The 17,007-nt window shown below is 55.9% G+C and carries 16 protein-coding genes, 1 pseudogene and 1 riboswitch; of the genes and pseudogenes, 13 read left to right on the top strand and 4 right to left on the bottom strand.

From position 1 onward, the window contains the following. The first annotated feature begins 92 nt into the window (after window positions 1-92). Both FKM97_RS23395 and cbiB read left to right on the top strand, forming a co-directional pair. Window positions 93-1,550: a M81 family metallopeptidase gene (locus tag FKM97_RS23395; protein WP_144294886.1), complete on the top strand. Its 1,458-nt coding sequence runs from the start codon at window positions 93-95 to the stop codon at window positions 1,548-1,550. A 54-nt stretch (window positions 1,551-1,604) separates the two neighbouring features. Beyond that, on the top strand, window positions 1,605-2,597 hold the full coding sequence (gene cbiB, locus FKM97_RS23400) for an adenosylcobinamide-phosphate synthase CbiB (protein ID WP_144294887.1): 993 nt from the start codon (window positions 1,605-1,607) through the stop codon (window positions 2,595-2,597). Here cbiB and FKM97_RS23405 read toward each other — a convergent pair. Genes FKM97_RS23405 through cobU form a run of 3 tightly spaced genes read right to left on the bottom strand, consistent with a single transcriptional unit; the run spans window position 2,581 to window position 5,174 of the window. Continuing rightward, window positions 2,581-4,038, bottom strand: a complete 1,458-nt coding sequence (locus FKM97_RS23405; RefSeq protein WP_144294888.1) for a cobyric acid synthase — start codon at window positions 4,036-4,038, stop codon at window positions 2,581-2,583. The two genes, cbiB and FKM97_RS23405, sit on opposite strands and share 17 nt — an antisense overlap. Window positions 4,039-4,042: 4 nt before the next feature. After that, on the bottom strand, window positions 4,043-4,654 hold the full coding sequence (cobO, locus tag FKM97_RS23410) for a cob(I)yrinic acid a,c-diamide adenosyltransferase (protein WP_205015288.1): 612 nt from the start codon (window positions 4,652-4,654) through the stop codon (window positions 4,043-4,045). A gap of 1 nt (window position 4,655) precedes the next feature. Beyond that, window positions 4,656-5,174, bottom strand: a complete 519-nt coding sequence (gene cobU, locus FKM97_RS23415) for a bifunctional adenosylcobinamide kinase/adenosylcobinamide-phosphate guanylyltransferase (protein WP_144294889.1) — start codon at window positions 5,172-5,174, stop codon at window positions 4,656-4,658. 51 nt (window positions 5,175-5,225) lie between these two features. After that, window positions 5,226-5,434, top strand: a riboswitch (cobalamin riboswitch). A gap of 71 nt (window positions 5,435-5,505) precedes the next feature. Here cobU and FKM97_RS27280 point away from each other — a divergent pair. Genes FKM97_RS27280 through cobJ form a run of 7 tightly spaced genes read left to right on the top strand, consistent with a single transcriptional unit; the run spans window position 5,506 to window position 13,785 of the window. Next, window positions 5,506-5,949, top strand: a complete 444-nt coding sequence (locus tag FKM97_RS27280) for a DUF1636 family protein (RefSeq protein WP_170241102.1) — start codon at window positions 5,506-5,508, stop codon at window positions 5,947-5,949. Beyond that, window positions 5,946-7,007, top strand: a complete 1,062-nt coding sequence (cobW, locus tag FKM97_RS23425; RefSeq protein ID WP_144294891.1) for a cobalamin biosynthesis protein CobW — start codon at window positions 5,946-5,948, stop codon at window positions 7,005-7,007. The genes FKM97_RS27280 and cobW overlap by 4 nt, the downstream gene beginning before the upstream one ends. Before the next feature lie 21 nt (window positions 7,008-7,028). Beyond that, window positions 7,029-10,412 (top strand): cobaltochelatase subunit CobN, encoded by a 3,384-nt coding sequence (gene cobN / locus FKM97_RS23430; protein ID WP_144294892.1) that lies wholly within the window; start codon window positions 7,029-7,031, stop codon window positions 10,410-10,412. Continuing rightward, the gene (gene cobG / locus FKM97_RS27285) at window positions 10,409-11,659 is read left to right on the top strand and encodes a precorrin-3B synthase (RefSeq protein ID WP_144294893.1); all 1,251 of its coding nucleotides are present in this window, start codon (window positions 10,409-10,411) and stop codon (window positions 11,657-11,659) included. The genes cobN and cobG overlap by 4 nt, the downstream gene beginning before the upstream one ends. A gap of 4 nt (window positions 11,660-11,663) precedes the next feature. Continuing rightward, on the top strand, window positions 11,664-12,296 hold the full coding sequence (locus FKM97_RS23440) for a precorrin-8X methylmutase (RefSeq protein WP_144294934.1): 633 nt from the start codon (window positions 11,664-11,666) through the stop codon (window positions 12,294-12,296). Next, window positions 12,293-13,024, top strand: coding sequence for a precorrin-2 C(20)-methyltransferase (locus FKM97_RS23445; protein WP_144294894.1), 732 nt, complete (start codon window positions 12,293-12,295; stop codon window positions 13,022-13,024). The genes FKM97_RS23440 and FKM97_RS23445 overlap by 4 nt, the downstream gene beginning before the upstream one ends. Then, the gene (gene cobJ, locus FKM97_RS23450) at window positions 13,021-13,785 is read left to right on the top strand and encodes a precorrin-3B C(17)-methyltransferase (RefSeq protein ID WP_144294895.1); all 765 of its coding nucleotides are present in this window, start codon (window positions 13,021-13,023) and stop codon (window positions 13,783-13,785) included. The genes FKM97_RS23445 and cobJ overlap by 4 nt, the downstream gene beginning before the upstream one ends. On the opposite strand, the gene FKM97_RS23455 is transcribed toward cobJ, so the two are convergent. Beyond that, window positions 13,749-14,516 (bottom strand): cobalt-precorrin-6A reductase, encoded by a 768-nt coding sequence (locus FKM97_RS23455; RefSeq protein ID WP_246105242.1) that lies wholly within the window; start codon window positions 14,514-14,516, stop codon window positions 13,749-13,751. The two genes, cobJ and FKM97_RS23455, sit on opposite strands and share 37 nt — an antisense overlap. A 104-nt stretch (window positions 14,517-14,620) precedes the next feature. Here FKM97_RS23455 and cbiE point away from each other — a divergent pair. The 4 genes and pseudogenes from cbiE to cobM all read left to right on the top strand — a co-directional run. After that, window positions 14,621-15,178: pseudogene (cbiE, locus tag FKM97_RS27100) on the top strand (precorrin-6y C5,15-methyltransferase (decarboxylating) subunit CbiE); the annotation flags it as partial. Window positions 15,179-15,190: 12 nt separating this feature from the next. After that, the gene (cbiT, locus tag FKM97_RS27105) at window positions 15,191-15,829 is read left to right on the top strand and encodes a precorrin-6Y C5,15-methyltransferase (decarboxylating) subunit CbiT (RefSeq protein ID WP_342783574.1); all 639 of its coding nucleotides are present in this window, start codon (window positions 15,191-15,193) and stop codon (window positions 15,827-15,829) included. Beyond that, window positions 15,826-16,206, top strand: a complete 381-nt coding sequence (locus tag FKM97_RS23465; RefSeq protein ID WP_144294898.1) for a cobalamin biosynthesis protein — start codon at window positions 15,826-15,828, stop codon at window positions 16,204-16,206. Before cbiT ends, FKM97_RS23465 begins: the two co-directional genes overlap by 4 nt. Further along, complete coding sequence (cobM, locus tag FKM97_RS23470) at window positions 16,203-16,964, top strand: precorrin-4 C(11)-methyltransferase (RefSeq protein WP_144294899.1); 762 nt, start codon at window positions 16,203-16,205, stop codon at window positions 16,962-16,964. The genes FKM97_RS23465 and cobM overlap by 4 nt, the downstream gene beginning before the upstream one ends. Window positions 16,965-17,007 lie beyond the last annotated feature (43 nt).

The following is a 17,007-nucleotide window of genomic DNA, read 5'->3' on the forward strand; positions in this document are numbered from 1 at the left end:
AAGATCGGGTGCGTGGCGCGAGAAAGCGTTCCTCTGCTATGGTCCTTTAAAGCCCTGAATCACTGTCTCTTCAACTGAGTCCCGTCTCCTACATGAAAATCTTCATCGCCGGATTTGACACGGAAACCAATACCTTTGCGCCGTTACCCACGGGCCGGCGAGGATTTGAAGACGGTTTTATGGCCCATGGCAATGCCACGAGCTTGCCTGCGAATTACTGCTCGGCGCAGCTTCATGTGTGGCGCCGAATTGGCGAGGCCGCCGGATGCGAAATCGTCGAGTCCCTGTGCACCTATGCAGAACCTGGCGGCTTGATCATCGGCGCCGTTTATGAGGAGCTTCGGGACGAGATCCTTCGGGATCTGCGGGCCGCTGGGCCGGTTGATGTTGTGCTTCTGGCTCTTCATGGCGCGATGGCGGCCGAAGGATATGATGATTGTGAAGGTGATATTCTGGCAAAGGTCAGAAGTATTGTCGGACCGGCTATCATCATTGGAGCGGAGTTCGATCTTCATGCCCACCTCTCCGATCGCATGGTTGAGAATGCAGATCTGTTGGTGGGTTATAAAGAATATCCGCATGTGGACATTTCCGAGCGTGCCGAGGAGCTTATTGGCCTTGCCCTTGACGCGGCTCTCGGGCGCACGACGCCATGCATGGCCGTTTTTGATTGTCGCATGATTGGCACGTTTCGCACAACTGAGCAGCCACTGAGGGGCTTCATCGATCGTATTATCTCCCTGGAAGGCAAGGACGGCATCCTCTCGGTCACGCTCTCACATTCGTTTCCCTGGGCAGATAATCCGGATGTCGGAGCCAAGGTTCTTGTTATCGCGGATGGCGACCGCGAAAAGGCCGCTCTGCTGGCGCGGAGCCTGGGTGAGGAATTCTTCTCGATGCGCCACCAGATCGCGCCCCGCTTTGTCTCTTTTGACCAAGCCCTTGATGAGGCGCTGCAACACCCTGCCGGTCCCGTTGTCATAGCCGATGTGGCTGACAATCCCGGTGGGGGAGCCCCGAGCGATTCGACCTTCTGCTTGGAAAGATTGTTGGAGCGAGGGATTAGCAACACCGCCTGCGGTTACTTCTGGGATCCCATGGCCGTGAAGTTTTGCTTCGACGCTGGCCGTGGCGCTCGATTCCAGCTGCGTCTGGGCGGAAAATGTGGTGCGGCATCGGGCATGCCATTGGACTTGAATGTTATCGTCCGTGGCCTTGAAGAAAAGCCGGTTCAGCACTTCGGCCGGTCCCCAAACAGCCTAGGTCCGTCTGCCTGGATTGAAGCCGAGGGAATTGACATCATAGTCACGTCGCTTCGAACCCAGGTGTTCAATCCTGATGGGTTCCAGGCCCTTGGGCTGGACATTACGTCCCGAAAGATCGTTGTCGTGAAGTCCACCCAACATTTTCATGCGGGTTTCGCGCCCGTCAGCGCGAAGATAATCTATGCCGCAACGCCCGGCGCACTGGACTCGAACTTTGCAACTATACCTTACACCAAGCTGAATAATGTGTTCTGGCCGAAGGTCGAATGGCCTTTCAGTTCATGAGCCCATACGGCTTGATGCTTTCACAAGGCGCATGCGCCATCAAGAAAGACATTCATGGTTTGGTGGCTTATACTCGCCGTGTCTGCATTACTCATTGAAGCGGCGGTGGGCTATCCTGCTTCTGTATACAAGCGACTGAGCCATCCGGTCGTCTGGATCGGTAAATTGATCGCGTCTCTGGATGCGTCTCTCAATCGTGAAGCCTTAGGGTCAACCCAGCGGCGGTTCGCCGGTATCGCGGCTACGGCGCTCACCATCTTCATCTTCGTGGTTCCTGCAGTGATCCTGCAGGTCTTGGCGGTCCAATACTTGCCTCCGATAGTCGCACTGGCTCTTCTGGCAATAATCTGTTCCACCTTGTTCGCACAGCGAAGCTTGCATGAACATGTTGAGGCAGTCGCAACTGCTCTTGACCGCCAGGGTCTCTCTGCGGCGCGCCAAGCCGTTTCAAGCATCGTTGGCAGGGACCCTCAGAAGCTCGATGAAGCGGGCGTCGCTCGGGCGGCGATTGAGAGTTTAGCGGAGAATTTTTCGGACGGTGTCGTAGCCCCCGCGTTCTGGTGCGCCTGTTTTGGTCTGCCTGGTGTGGTTTTCTACAAATCCATTAATACGGCGGACAGCATGGTGGGCCATAAGAGCCCAAAATACGCAGACTTTGGCTGGTGTTCCGCTCGCCTCGACGACCTGATAAATTTGCCCGCCTCTCGTCTGTCCGTCATATGGATTTTATTGGCGAGTTTCATGCTGGAGGGTGCGGATCCCACATCCGCATGGACAGCAGTGCGGCGGGACGCCTCCCGTCATCGGTCCCCGAATGCGGGGTGGCCGGAGGCTGCTTTTGCAGGAGCACTTGGCCTGCAGCTCAACGGGCCGAAAACCTATGGCGCCAGTGTCACAGACGATGCTTGGATGGGAGCCGGACGCAGCGCAGCCAGTGCAAGTGATATCCGACGCGCCCTGAAGCTCTACCGCCTTGCCTGCAGCGTCCAAATCCTTGGCTTGGCTGCAATATTATTAGTGTTGATGGGACTCACCTGGCAAGCTTGAGGATCTGATCAATGTCCATATGTTCCTCGAGATGGGCCGCGAGTTCGTCCAGAACTGCATCCACCTCTGCCTCATGGGAACGAGGCTCCGGAGCCTGTCCAAGAGACTGAAGCCATGCCATCCGAAAGCCGTCATGCGCAAACAATCCGTGCACATATGTTCCCTGCACTCGACCGTGAGCAGAGACTGCGCCGTCCTCCCGCCCGTCACTGAACTTCAAAAATCGATCAGGGGGAACGTCGAAGCGGGTCTCGCCGATATGCATCTCGTAACCCTTGAATGGGACGCCATCCTTAAGATCGAGCCCCTCCACCTCCCTGAGCAGCTTTTCTCCCCTAAGAACCGTTACGCAGTCAAACAGACCCAGCCCCTCAATATGGGTGATCGGACCCTCCGTCCCCTCTGGATCCCTGACTTCCCGGCCAAGCATTTGAAAGCCGCCACAAATTCCCAGCACCCGGCCGCCGCGCCTGACATGAGCTTTGATGTCGATATCCCAACCGTGTTCGAAGAGCTCCGCGAGGTCGGAGATCGTGGATTTTGATCCCGGCAGGATGACAACATCACAAATGGGGAGCACCTCCCCTGGCTTCAGAAAGACGAGATTAACATCAGGTTCGGCGATCAAAGGGTCGAGATCGTCAAAATTCGAAATCCTAGGCAGCATGATCACCGCGATGGTGAGCTTCGCTGGCCTTGCCGATGCAGACAGCCTCTGCTCGAGTTCAAAGGCATCCTCCGCCGGAAGGAATTTCGCTCTGGTAAAGTAGGGAACGAGCCCTAGCGCTGGCCATCCTGATGCCTTGGAGATTGCGCGCATCCCAGCATCGAAAAGACTACGGTCTCCCCTCATCTTATTGACGATGAATCCTTTGATCAGTCGCGCATCCAGCGGGTCGATGACTGATCTGGTCCCGACGAGGCTGGCAATGACGCCACCGCGATCGATATCGCCAACCAGCACCACCGGCGTATTGCTCGCGCGTGCAAAGCCCATATTGGCGATGTCGTCCTGACGAAGGTTGATTTCAGATGCGCTGCCCGCACCTTCAACGAGGACGAGATCCGCCTGAGCTTGCACCAGCGCGAAGCTATCCATGACCGCCGGCATGAGTTGACTCTTCAAAGCCTGGTATTGCTTCGCAGTCGCGTTCCCCCACACTTTTCCTTGAACGACAATTTGAGAGCCAATATCGCTTTGCGGTTTCAGCAGAACGGGGTTCATGTGCACAGACAATGGCTTACGCGCCGCTTTTGCCTGTAGAGCTTGCGCCCTGCCGATTTCTCCGCCGTCCACGGTAACGGCTGCATTGTTCGACATATTCTGCGGCTTGAAGGGGATTACGCTTTTGCCCCGATTGGCGAACGCTCTCGCCAATCCGGCCACAATCAACGATTTTCCAACATTGGATCCGGTGCCCTGGAACATGATCGCGGCCATGGGCTTAGAACTCGATTCCAGCCTGTGCTTTTACACCCGCCGCGAAATGATGCTTCACCTGCCCCATCTCGGTGACGAGATCAGCCATGTCCACGAGGTCCTTCGGAGCATTGCGCCCCGTCACCACAACGTGGAGATCCGCCCGCCGTTCAGTTAGCGCCGTCAGGATGGGAGCGAGAGCCAGATAGTCATACCGAAGAACGATGTTGAGCTCGTCCAGGATAAGCAGCCTGATGGTTTGGTCCTTCATGAGAGCCACCGCTTGGTCCCATGCAGCCTGAGCCGCAGCAATGTCACGCCCTCTGTCCTGGGTCTCCCAGGTGAACCCTTCCCCCATGGAGTGCCACTCGATGAGGTCTCGAAAATGGGTCAACATCTCCCGCTCGCCAGTCGACCAAGCGCCTTTGATAAACTGCACCACCCCGACCCGGCCGCCATTCCCCATCATTCTGAGAGCCAGGCCGAATGCCGCAGTCGATTTTCCTTTCCCCGGACCCGTGTGAACGATCAGAAGGCCTTTTTCAGCAATCGTCTTGGACGCAACCTCCGCATCCTGGATCGCCTTGCGCTTTGCCATCTTTGCCTTATGGCGATCCGCATCGGTAAATGTGTTCACGTCATTTGACTTTCATTGGAAGACCCGCCACCAGAAGAATGACCTGGTCCGCGATCGCTGCCATTCGTTGATTGAGCCGGCCCGCTTCGTCGCGAAAGGATCTCGCTAGCGCATTGTCGGGGACGATCCCCAGCCCGACCTCATTAGATACAAGCACCGTGGGTGCTTCTCGAGCCTTGAGCGCCCCCTCCAAATCCCCGTAAGCCTTTTCGAGGCGATGATTTCCTAACATCAGATTAGTGAGCCACAAGGTCAGACAATCCACGAGGACGGCTTGGGTGAGAGGGACTGATCGAACGGCCAATGCCAGATCGACTGGCGCCTCCAAAGTGATCCAGCCTGCTCCTCGCCTCGACCGATGTTGATCTATCCGTGTCTGCATCTCGTGGTCTGCTGCCTCAGCAGTCGCCAAATAGCACCACGGCGCTGGCGAGTCCTGGACCAACTTTTCCGCATAAGTGCTCTTGCCCGAACGGGCACCACCGAGCACAAGCGTGAGGAGGAGGTTTGCAACTTGCAACTCTGTATACCTAAGTCGGAGCTTGGCGGATTGACAGTCCCGTCAGAATGGTCATACCTAACCTTGGACGGTTCTTCCACACTAGGAAGATGAAAAGGGAATTCAGTGGCGTTGAAGGGAACTTCGACCATGCTGAAGCTGCCCCCGCAACTGTAAGCGGAAAGCCTGTGCTAGCGCCACTGACGAGTTTGTCGGGAAGGCAAGTACGAGAGGCGATTGTATCCGCGAGCCAGGAGACCTGCCGTCCTATGTGGTCCGATAGCTGGACGGGGTGTGTCAGCGGCGGGCAGCATCGAATCTGATGCTGGGATCCCCTGGATCATCGCGACTGATGCCACCCCGAGCGACCGGCGATGAAGGGCTGCATCAGAAAGTGACCAAAGCGAAACTCCATATTTGCGTGACCTGCAAATCGTCGCTCCCGGCTGACGCTGAGGCAAAGAATGCTGTCGGCCGTCAGCTTTATGAAGCAATGCGCTCTCTTGCCGGTGATTTCGGAGACGACGCGCCAGTGGAAGTGCGCCCGGTGGCATGCTTGGCAAATTGTGATCACGCCTGCTCGGCAAGCATATCCGCCACGGGAAAGTGGACCTATCTCCTGCGCGACCTGAATGCGGAGATGGCTGCGGATCTGATGACCTATTGTGAAACCTATCAGCGGTCGGAGACGGGCAACGTGTTTAGGTCTCGAAGACCGTCTTCAATGCACAGCTCGATCGCCGGAAGAGTGCCTTCCACGGGAATGATCTTGCCGAACACGGAGTTTACCGAATGAACATTTTGGCAGAGAAGATTCCAACGACGGTCATCACCGGCTTTTTAGGGGCTGGAAAGACAACGCTCGTGCGGCATTTGCTTGAGAATGCAGGGGGCCGACGCCTAGCGCTTATCGTGAATGAGTTTGGTACCGTTGGAGTGGATGGCGAAATCCTTCGGGGCTGCGGCATCACCTCATGCCCGGAGGAAAACATCGTCGAGCTATCTAACGGCTGTCTGTGTTGCACGGTGGCGGATGAGTTTTTGCCAACGATGGAAGCATTGCTGAACCGGTCGGAGCCCCCTGAGCATATTTTGATCGAAACATCGGGTCTCGCATTGCCCAAGCCGCTTCTCAAGGCGTTTGATTGGCCGACCGTGCGGTCTCGGATAACCGTTGACGGTGTTATTGCCGTCGTCGACGGACCCGCAGTAGCTGAGGGACGGTTTGCCGATGACCCCGAAGCCATCGCGCTGCAACGTCAGGCCGATGACAGCCTCGATCACGACAATCCTCTGGAAGAGGTCTATGAAGACCAGATCAACGCAGCGGATCTCATCATCATCAACAAGATTGACTTGATGGACGAAGCCACGCTGTCCCGGGTTAAGAGTGAAATCGCGTCGGCTACTCCGCGCGCAATCAAGATCCTGACGACAACGGAATCAAAGGTAGATGTGGCCATTCTCCTCGGCATGGGTGCCGGTGTGGAGGACGACTTGGCCGCCCGACCCTCTCATCACGACGGGCTCGATGATCATGAGCATGATGATTTTGATAGTTTTATTCTGACAGTTCCTCAGCAGCGCGCTCCCGAGACCCTTCTTCTTCAACTTCAGAAGGCGGCTGAAGCTCATGATATCCTCAGAATAAAGGGCTTCATCGGGATAGACGGTAAACCGCTTCGCCTTCTCATTCAGGGGGTGGGCCGCCGCTTCCGTCATCAATACGATCGCCCTTGGGATAAGTCCGAAGACCGATCAGGAAGAATAGTAGTTATCGGTCGCTCTGGTTTCGACAAGTCAGGCATAGCGGCGATGATCGTCGGTGACCAAGCGCAAGACACGGTTCGATAAATAACTCGCTCAAAGCAAAACATGCATATCCTGGCGCGAGAGACCAGATCCCTGGATGAGGCCGACACCGTTATCGATCTCGACCCGTCGCCGGCCGACATTGTGTTTCTGTCATTTTCCGATTCAGATCTCGGAGCGGTGGCTTCAGCTTGGGAGCAGTCTCGCGACGGACTTCCTTCATTACAGCTGGCAAATCTCAAGGCTCTCCGCCATCCGATGTCGGTGGACCTCTATTTAGAGAAGACGATGAGGAGTGCCCGTTGCGTCATCGTCCGACTGTTGGGCGGTGTGGACTACTGGCCCTATGGAGCAGCAGAAGTATCCGGTTTATGTAAATCGCATGGCATCGCACTTGCGCTTCTCGACGGAGACAACATCGATGATGCCAGATTAAATGCCTTATCCACCCTACAACCGTCGGCCCTTTCTAGGTTGCGGGATTTTTTTCGTTTCGGTGGACAAGAGAACCTTCTGGCAGCCTTGCAATATGCTGCGCATCTCGGGGGCTTGGCTCCCGATCCTGATCAGGTGCCGCAACAGTTACCCGCAGCGGGAGAATATCAACTGAATTTGGCTGTGGAGGAGGGCAAGCCATCTGCAGCTCTAATCTTCTATAGGGCTTATCTCCTTGCTTCAGACCTCGAACCGATCACGACGCTGGCCGCAGCGTTGGCGCAGCATTTTAATGTTCGCGTTTATTTTGTAACGAGCCTCCAGCAGCAAGAGAGTGCCGCGTATATCAGCAAAGTCTTGAGGGAGGTGCGTCCCTCCATAATTCTGAATGCCACAGCCTTTGCTGCGCGCCGGACCGACAATGGCAGCTCACCTCTGGATGTGGCAAATGTTCCAGTCCTTCAGGTGATCCTGTCGGGGTCATCTCAAGAGATGTGGCAGAGGTCAACCCGTGGTCTCTCCGAGACTGACCTTGCAATGCATGTCGTCCTTCCGGAGCTGGACGGCCGGCTTCTGACGACAGCCATATCTTTCAAAGCGGAGAGCGAGAATGTTCCGGGAACCGGCTTCACCCGGACAATTCATGCGGCCGATCCAGATGGCGTAAACCTTGCCGTTCGGAGAGCCGTGGGCTGGGCGCGATTGTCCAGTTTGCAGCCTAAGCAGCGGAGGCTCGCCCTGGTGCTGTCCGACTATCCTGCGGCAAAGGGACAGATTGCACACGCCGTAGGACTTGACGCGCTAGCCAGTGCCTATTCAATCCTGAATTTACTGGCGGAAAACGGGTATGGCATAGGCGAGATTGGCGCAGATTCGTTCTCTGCCCAAATGATAGAAGTGTTAACTGCCGGTCCTCCAAACCCGAAGCTAACGCTTTGCGAGTATCTCAAACTCTTCCAAGAGTTTCCATTGCAGCTGCAGCGTCAGGTCATGGAAGCCTGGGGAGGTGCAGATGAGGATCGATTCTTTGTGGACGGAGCATTTTGCTTCCGGACATTTCAAGTGGGCGCCGTCACCCTCGCCATCCAACCAGATCGCGGGAGCAGCTTCGATCGAAAAGCGTCCTACCATGATCCGGAGCAACCTCCCCGCCATGGCTATATAGCATTCTATTTGTGGCTGAGAGCGGTCCAAGCAGTGGATGCGATGATTCATCTTGGAACCCACGGCTCCCTTGAGTGGCTGCCTGGGAAAGCTGTCGCTCTGTCCAAGGAATGCGCACCGACGGCGCTGTTGGGCGGTCTTCCTGTAATTTATCCGTTTATTGTTAACAACCCCGGCGAAGCGGCAGTCGCTAAGCGTCGCTTGGGAGCCGTCACGATCGGGCATTTGACACCTCCTTTGAGAGCTGCCGACATATCGGGAAACGCGCTCGAGTTAGAGAAGCTCTTGGATGAATATGGGGCTGCGGACGGACTCGACCGCCGCCGAATGAACCTTTTGCGCCGGGAAATCCTGGAGCGCGCCGGATCAGCCGGGTTGCTGGAGGAGAGCGGCGTTCGACCCGAGACACCGGACGAAGAAGCGCTCACGCGGCTTGATGCGTTTTTATGTGACGTCAAAGATCTACAGATCAGAGACGGACTGCACATCTTTGGCCAGGATCCCCGCCCAGAGCATCGGAGTAGTCTCGCAGCAACGATTGCAAGGACATCGGCGCTTCCCCTGGAATTGGTGAACGAACGATTGGAACAGTCTGCAAAGGCTGAACAAGGAGCCATTCTGGCAGCTTTGGACGGCCGATTTATAATTCCAGGTCCGGCCGGAGCTCCAAGTCGTGGTCGCGCCGATGTTCTGCCGACAGGACGCAACCTTTACACGATTGATCCGAGGGCCATCCCGACAAGGTCTGCTGTACTGCTGGCCGAGCGATCTGTGAAGGAGCTCAACCGTCGCCACCTCCAGGATCAGGGAGATTGGCTGCGGGCGACCGTGATTAATGTTTGGGGATCGACAACGCTCAGGACCGGCGGTGAAGACCTTGCTCTGGCGCTTGTCATGCTTGGCGTACGGCCCACCTGGGATCATGGATCGAACCGAGTCACAGGCTTCGAGATCCTGCCAATGGCAAATCTGGATGGACCAAGAGTGGATGTTACGTTGCGCGTCTCAGGCATGTTTCGCGATGTCTTTGCAAGTCAGATGAAGCTGTTTGATGAAGCGGTTATGGCCGTTGCGCGTCTTGATGAGCCGAGTGATTTCAATCCTGTTGCTGCGGTGGCCAGGCCTTTGGCAGGCGATTTCTTTAGAGCGGCGACCCACCGGATTTATGGCAATGCGCCAGGGAGATACGGCGTACAGGCGGCCGAACAGCTACAGCGTGGCCTGTGGGAGAGTCGGGAAGACCTCGCCGAGTCTTACGTCGAGAGCTCGTGTTTCGCTTTTGGCGGCAATGCCGAGGCTGTTTATGATCCAGTAGGGCTTCGGGAGCGGATTCACACAGCTGACAGTTTTGTTCATCCGCAGGATCACGGTGAGGTCGACCTGCTCGATAGCCTGGATTTCGCTGCGCACGAGGGCGGTTTCAGCGCAGCCGCGGAGAAGATGGGACGTTCTCCCGCGCTGTATCATTTGGAAATGATCAATCCTGTGAATCCCAAGGTCCGCACCGTCCAGGAAGAGGTAAATCGGGTGGTGCGAGGGCGAGCGGCAAACCAGGCCTGGATTGCTGGTATGATGCGGCATGGATACAGGGGCGCGGCAGAAATCGCGCGCGGATTAGATGGGCTCTTCGGCTTTTCTGCCACTCTCTCCCACCGTTTCGACCGCCAGTTCGATCAAGTCTTTGAAGAGACCTTGGGAAGTGATGCAGTCAACCAGTTCTTGAGCAAGTCAAATGCTGCCGCCCATCAGGCGATGATTGAGCGCTTTGATGAAGCGATACGTCGGGGTTTGTGGCAACCTCGGCGAAATTCGGTGGTAAAGCTCCTTGAAGAGAGGAAGTCCGTTTGACCAAACCCGACACGAAACGTCAGGGATGGTGCCCTACTCTATTCGAGCCGATGCCCGCAGGTGACGGACTGCTTGTGCGGCTGAAGCCATCGTGCTCCAACCTTTCTATAGAGGCTGCAATTGCCGTCGCTGAAGCCGCATCCCTCTATGGCAACGGCATCGTTGAATTGACGAGCCGCGCAAATCTCCAATTTCGAGGCTTCAGCTCATCCACAGTGGCCGATTTTTCGGAACTCGCTGTCTCGTTAGGTTTGGGATCGGCCGATCCACGGCGCGAGAAAATCCGCAATGTGTTGACAAGTCCTTTGGGCGGAGACGATCCCGACGCGCTCTTCAATTCTCATGTTTTGGCATCTTCGGTTGAAACGTCCATCGCATCCTACCCTGATCTTTTTGCACTGCCTCCAAAGTTCGGTTTTTTGGTGGATGGCGGAGGGGCGCTTGCCCTCTCAGGCGTTCGGGCAGATATCATGATACGCGCCGTCGGGGATCTTATCTCTATTGAGGTTGACGGATCTTCGGAGTTTGCCACCTGTTCTGCAACTGATGCGGCTGAGGCGGCCACATCCTTGGCTCGTGCATTCGTAAGGGTGAACGCCTCTCATGATCACCCGTTTGGACGGATGAGAGACTTAGTGGGGAGCCTCGGGACGAGGGCGATCTTTGACATAGCGGGTCTGAAACCGTGTTCACCTCGGAATGCTCGAGGCGGCTCAAATGTCTCCGTTTCCGGATTGTTGAGCTTCAATTCACCGAGATATTTGGCAGTGAGCCTCCCATACGGAGAGATTTCCGCCGACCAAATGATCGGCCTTGCAACTGCAGCACGGACTGCAGGGGCGGGCCGCTTGGGTCTCACTCCATGGCGCAGCCTCGTTTTTCCAGGAATTTCTTTGCCAGATGCAGACCATGTCAAGGCTTGGGCCGAGTCCGCTGGATTGATAACCAGACCATGCGATCCCAGGCTCCAGATCGCCGCTTGTCCTGGTAGCCCGCGATGTGCAAACGCAACGGTGAGATCAAGGGAGGATGCTGATTTCATCGCTTCGTTGGATCTTCCAGAAAGGAACAGTGTGCACATTTCCGCATGCGGCAAAGGCTGTGCGCGTCAAACGGCGGCGGATTTTACTCTGGTCGGGAACCTTGACGGACTATATTCCCTCGTCCGCTACGGTCGCGCGACTGACGTTCCCGAAAGTCACGGACTGAATATTGAACAAGCAGCGCAGCGGATGCGAGGAAGCTGACCATATGCGGCCCGTGTACAATTACATTCGAGATGGCGCAGAAATCTATAGGAGGTCTTTTGCGACCATTCGAGAGGAGGCTGATCTTAGTGGCTTCTCGGATGCAGAGGCCAGGGTGGCCGTACGCATCATTCACGCTTGCGGTTTGACGGAGACAGCTCGGGACCTTGCTTTCACTCCGACTTTTTACGACGCTGCGCGTAACGCCCTTCTTGCCGGAAAACCCATCCTTTGCGATTCCAAAATGGTCGCCCATGGAATTACTCGTTCGCGTCTACCGGCGGAAAACAAGGTTATATGCACACTTGATGACCCAAGAGTCGCGTCTCATGCGGCCAGCATCGGCAACACGCGTTCTGCAGCCGCTCTGGACCTCTGGTTGGATGTGATGGAGGGTTCTCTCGTCGCTATCGGCAACGCTCCAACGGCGCTCTTCCATTTGCTGGAAATGATCGATGCAGGTGCGCCAAAGCCGGCCGCCGTCGTCGCCATGCCGGTCGGTTTTATCGGGGCTGCGGAATCCAAGGAAGCTGTTCTGACTGATGGCCGGCTGCCCACAGTAGTGGTCAAAGGACGCAGAGGTGGAAGCGCGATGGCCGCTGCTGCGGTGAACGCACTTGCCAGCGAGTTCGAATGACACTGCGGGGAAAGCTTTTCGGCGTGGGTGTCGGTCCAGGCGATCCTGAGTTGATGACTCTCAAGGCTGCGAGGGTCCTGGCAACCGCCCCTGTAACAGCGTTCTTCTCAAAACGAGGGAAGACAGGTCATGCTCGGTCGATTGCAAACGATTTCTTGAATCCCAAAACGAACGAGATTCGACTGCACTACCCTTTTACGACAGAGATGGATCTGAAGGATCCGCGGTACCAGACCGAGATGATTAGGTTCTACGATGTCTGCGCCGAGCAGCTTGAAAGCCAACTCCTGGATGGCAAGGATGTTGCCGTTTTATGCGAGGGGGACCCGTTCTTCTATGGCTCTTTTATGTATATCTTTGACCGACTTCGCTCATCTTTTGTTGTCGAAGTTATTCCAGGTGTCACTGGTATGAGCGCATGCTGGACGCGTGCTATGCAGCCCATTACCCATGGCGACGATGTCTTGGTCGTCCTCCCCGCAACACTTCCAGAAGAAGCACTTGTTGAGAGGCTCATCGGAGCCGACGCGGCGGTCTTCATGAAGGTCGGCAGAAATCTGGCGAAGATTCGTTCAGCATTGATACGCAGCGGCCTGCTTGATCGGGCGTTCTGTATTGAGCAAGGGTCGATGCCAAATGAGCGAATTTCAAGAATGATCGACAAGACTGATGATGACGCTGGTTACTTCACGATCGTACTGGTCCCTGGCCGTCAGAGACAGCGATGACAGGAAAGCTTACCATCATAGGCCTCGGGCCAGGAGCTCCGGAACTTGTGACTCCTGCTGCGGCCTCTGCTCTGGCGGAAGCAACAGACATTGTGGGATATGGTCCTTATGTTGACCGGGTGCCCTTTAGAGAGGGTCAGCGCCGCCACTCTTCGGACAACCGAGAGGAACTGAACAGGTCACGGCATGCACTACAAATGACCTCGCAGGGGCGGAAAGTGGCGGTGGTCTCTTCTGGCGATGCCGGCGTTTTTGCTATGGCGGCTGCTATATTTGAGGCGGTTGACCTCGGCGACCGCGCCTGGCGCGATCTTGAAATCGAAGTGGTGCCCGGGGTCTCTGCAATGTTTGCTGTCGCCTCTGCAGTTGGCGCTCCCTTGGGGCATGATTTCTGCGCGATCTCGCTCTCAAACAATTTAAAGCCCTGGAGTGTCATTCTGGATCGCCTTCACGCTGCGGCAAAGGCGGATTTCGTGATATCCTTGTACAATGCGGCCTCGAAGGCTCGACCCGATCATTTAGCCCAGGCATTTGATGTTTTTCGCAAATATCGAACTGGGGACACACCAGTTATATTTGCCTCGGCGGTGAGTCATCCCGACCAAAAGATCGACGTCGTATCGCTCAAAGACGCCGATCCATCACGGGCTGATATGCGCACCCTTGTTATGATCGGATCGAGCATGACCAGCATCATTTCCAGGCCGGAGAAAGCATCGTGGGTCTATACGCCACGGTTCCGCAAAATGGATTTGGCGTGAATCAGCAGAGCTTCATGGGCTTCCTGGGCCGAATGGAAGCAAGCATCACCATGCGGTTTTGGCGGCCTTTGCACCATAATGACAGGCAATCCGAGCGTCCGGGCCGCTACGATTTTGGCCTGCGTCGCTGCTGCTCCGGAGTTCTTGGCAATGATGATATCGACGCGATTAGAAACCATGAGGTTGAGCTCGCTTTCGGCATCGAAGGGACCTCGCGCTGTAATCGTCACATTCAGCGGTGGCAGCCTCGCCAGTGGAACGGGATCGATCGTTCTAATGATATAGATGTGCTGCGGTGCCAGTTTGGAGATCTCCACCTCCTTTTTGCCTACAGGCATGAACACTCGCCTCGGATTGAATCCGAGGCCCCTGATGGCATCGGCCAAAGTGGGCACCATTGTCCAACGGTCACCCACCCCAGCGGTCCATTCGCTCCTGACGATGTTGATCAAATGAACACCACAGCTGTCCGCTGCGATCTTGGCAGCCATGGAAATATTAGTAGCGAATGGATGAGTGGCATCGACCAGGACGTCGATTTTCCGATCCATGAGGAACATGGCCAAGCCCCCCTCTTCGCTAAACCCACCGATGCGCATATCAATGGGATGAGAGGCGGGTTTATTGGTTACGCCGGCCAGGGAAAGGGTCGCCTCGAAGCGGGAATCCCCTGCAATCATCCTCGCAAAGGCAGAGGCCTCAGTTGTTCCTCCCAGAATGAGAACCTTCATCGGCACCAGGATCGATCCGTTTAAATTTGCCCGAGGAAACGCCGAAAGACAGACAGCTGTCGGAGACAGGCTACCATTCAGTACACCAAGACGAGTCCTTTTGAATGTCCGCGGAATGGCTACATATCATTGGAATAGGCGAAGATGGGGAAGCTGGTCTGTCCCGCTTCTCATCCGCGCTCGTCCAAACAGCCAAGCTCGTCGTGGGAGGCCAACGCCACCTTGAGATGGTTGGACATCTCATTACCGGTGAGCGAGCGTCTTGGGCCAGCCCTCTCGACAGTACTTTTCCTCTGATACTAGGGTACAGAGGCGAAAACGTCGTCATATTGGCCTCGGGAGACCCATTCCTTTATGGGGTCGGCTCATCATTGGCGGCGATAGTTCCGGGTGATGAAATCCGCTCATACCCGGCGGTCTCATCATATTCGCTGGCGTGCTCGCGGATGCTTTGGACGCAGCACGAGACCTCGCTTTTATCCCTGTGTGGTAGACCACTGGAGACACTAGCTCCGCTTCTGCACCATGGGCATCGAATTGTCGCCCTTTCCGCCGATGACACCACTCCGGGCAAGCTAGCGGTCTTCTTGACCGCCCGTGGCTATGGACTGTCTTGCCTGCACGTGATGGAACGACTGGGGAGCGAGGCCGAGAGGCGAAGAACGGTCCGAGCAGTGGATTACGACTTGTGGGACGTAGCGAAACTGAACCTCGTGGGGATCGAGGTAGTGGCTGGTCCTGACGCCTCGATTATTCCGCTGACCCACGGTCTTCAGGATGATTTTTTCGAACACGACGGACAAATGACCAAACAGGAAGTGAGAGCAGTTACTCTTGCAAGTTTGGCGCCGCGGGCCGGGGAAATGCTCTGGGATATCGGTTGTGGCTCGGGATCGGTCGCCATCGAATGGCTCCTTCGACACCCTCTCAATCGTGCGATAGGGATCGAAAGAAGAGCCGACAGAGCAAGAAGGGCAGAATCCAACGCCAGAGAATTGGGTGCAACACGGCTGCAGGTCATGGTCGGTTCGACTAACGATGTCATGACTGATCTTCCTCAACCCAATGCAATATTTATTGGCGGTGGAATGGATGAGAAACTCGTTGATCTCTGCTGGGACGCCCTACTGCCGCAGGGGCGGCTGGTGATTAACAGCGTCAGCATGGAGACCGATATGCTACTTGGACAGGCATTTAAGCGGTTGGGAGGAAAACTGACCAGGATCTCTATTGATCGGCTAGATGAGATTGGCAACCGCCACGCGTTCCGCCCGATGATGACAGTGACTCATTGGCGAGTTGCAAAACCATGATCTTCGCGGGCATTGGATGGCGGGCAGTGACCTCCAAAGAAGACGTGATTAATACAATCGAGCGCGCGGTAGAGCTTTCGGCTGAGGGAGTTTCGATTTCTGCGATCGCGATCCCGAAGTTCAAAGGGTCTCAGCCCTTCATTCTCGAAGTTGCCGAACATTTTGGCGTGCCGCTGATTTCAGTCGATGAAGAAGCTATGAAAACTGCACAGACTCGATGTGCGACGCTTTCGGTTCACGGCCTCCTTAAGACCGGGTTCGCGTCAGTTGCAGAAGGGGCCGCCTTGGGCGCTGCCGGCAGAGACTCGGAACTCTTAGTTCCCAAGATTACGGGAAAGAATGCCACCTGCGCCTTGGCAAGGAGGCATGAACGGTGACTGTACATTTTATCGGAGCAGGACCAGGAGCCCCCGACCTGATCACGCTTCGGGGCCGCGATCTGGTTTCGAAATGTCCAGTCTGCTTGTACGCCGGGTCTCTGGTCCATCGGGATATCTTGAAGTTTTGTCCACCGGACGCCCGCGTGGTTGACACGGCACCCATGAGCCTTGCCGAGATCACAGAAGAATTTCGACTGGCCGACAGCCTTGGCCTCGATGTGTCGCGGCTGCATTCCGGCGATGTCTCCATCTGGAGTGCAATGGGGGAGCAACTGCGATGTCTTGATAACCTCGGCATTGACTACACCGTAACCCCAGGCGTTCCGTCCTTCGCTGCGGCCGCCGCTGTTCTTAAGAGTGAACTGACCCTCCCAGAAGTTTCGCAGTCGCTTGTGCTTACCCGGGTCGCAGGCCGCGCCTCCGGAATGCCAAAGGGCGAGAACTTGGCGGCATTTGCAGCGACTGGCGCCGTTTTGGCCTTGCATCTGTCTATTCATGTGCTGCATGAGGTGGTCTCGGAGTTGCTCCCCCACTATGGTTTGGACTGCCCCATTGCCATAGTTTATCGGGCGTCCTGGCCGGACGAACAGATCACCCGAGGCACCCTGGGGAGCATCTGCAGCATGATGAGCGAAAAAGCCCCAGAACGTACTGCGATAATCCTTGTTGGTCGGACGCTTGGTCATGCGACTTTTCCTAACAGTTCACTTTATGATGAGACCTACCAACGGAGATTTAGGGGACGCGCATCGTGAGAATGGCATGGGTGATCTTGCCATTATTTCCTGGTTATCGAGG

Source organism: Rhodoligotrophos appendicifer (assembly GCF_007474605.1).
Classification (GTDB): domain Bacteria; phylum Pseudomonadota; class Alphaproteobacteria; order Rhizobiales; family Im1; genus Rhodoligotrophos; species Rhodoligotrophos appendicifer.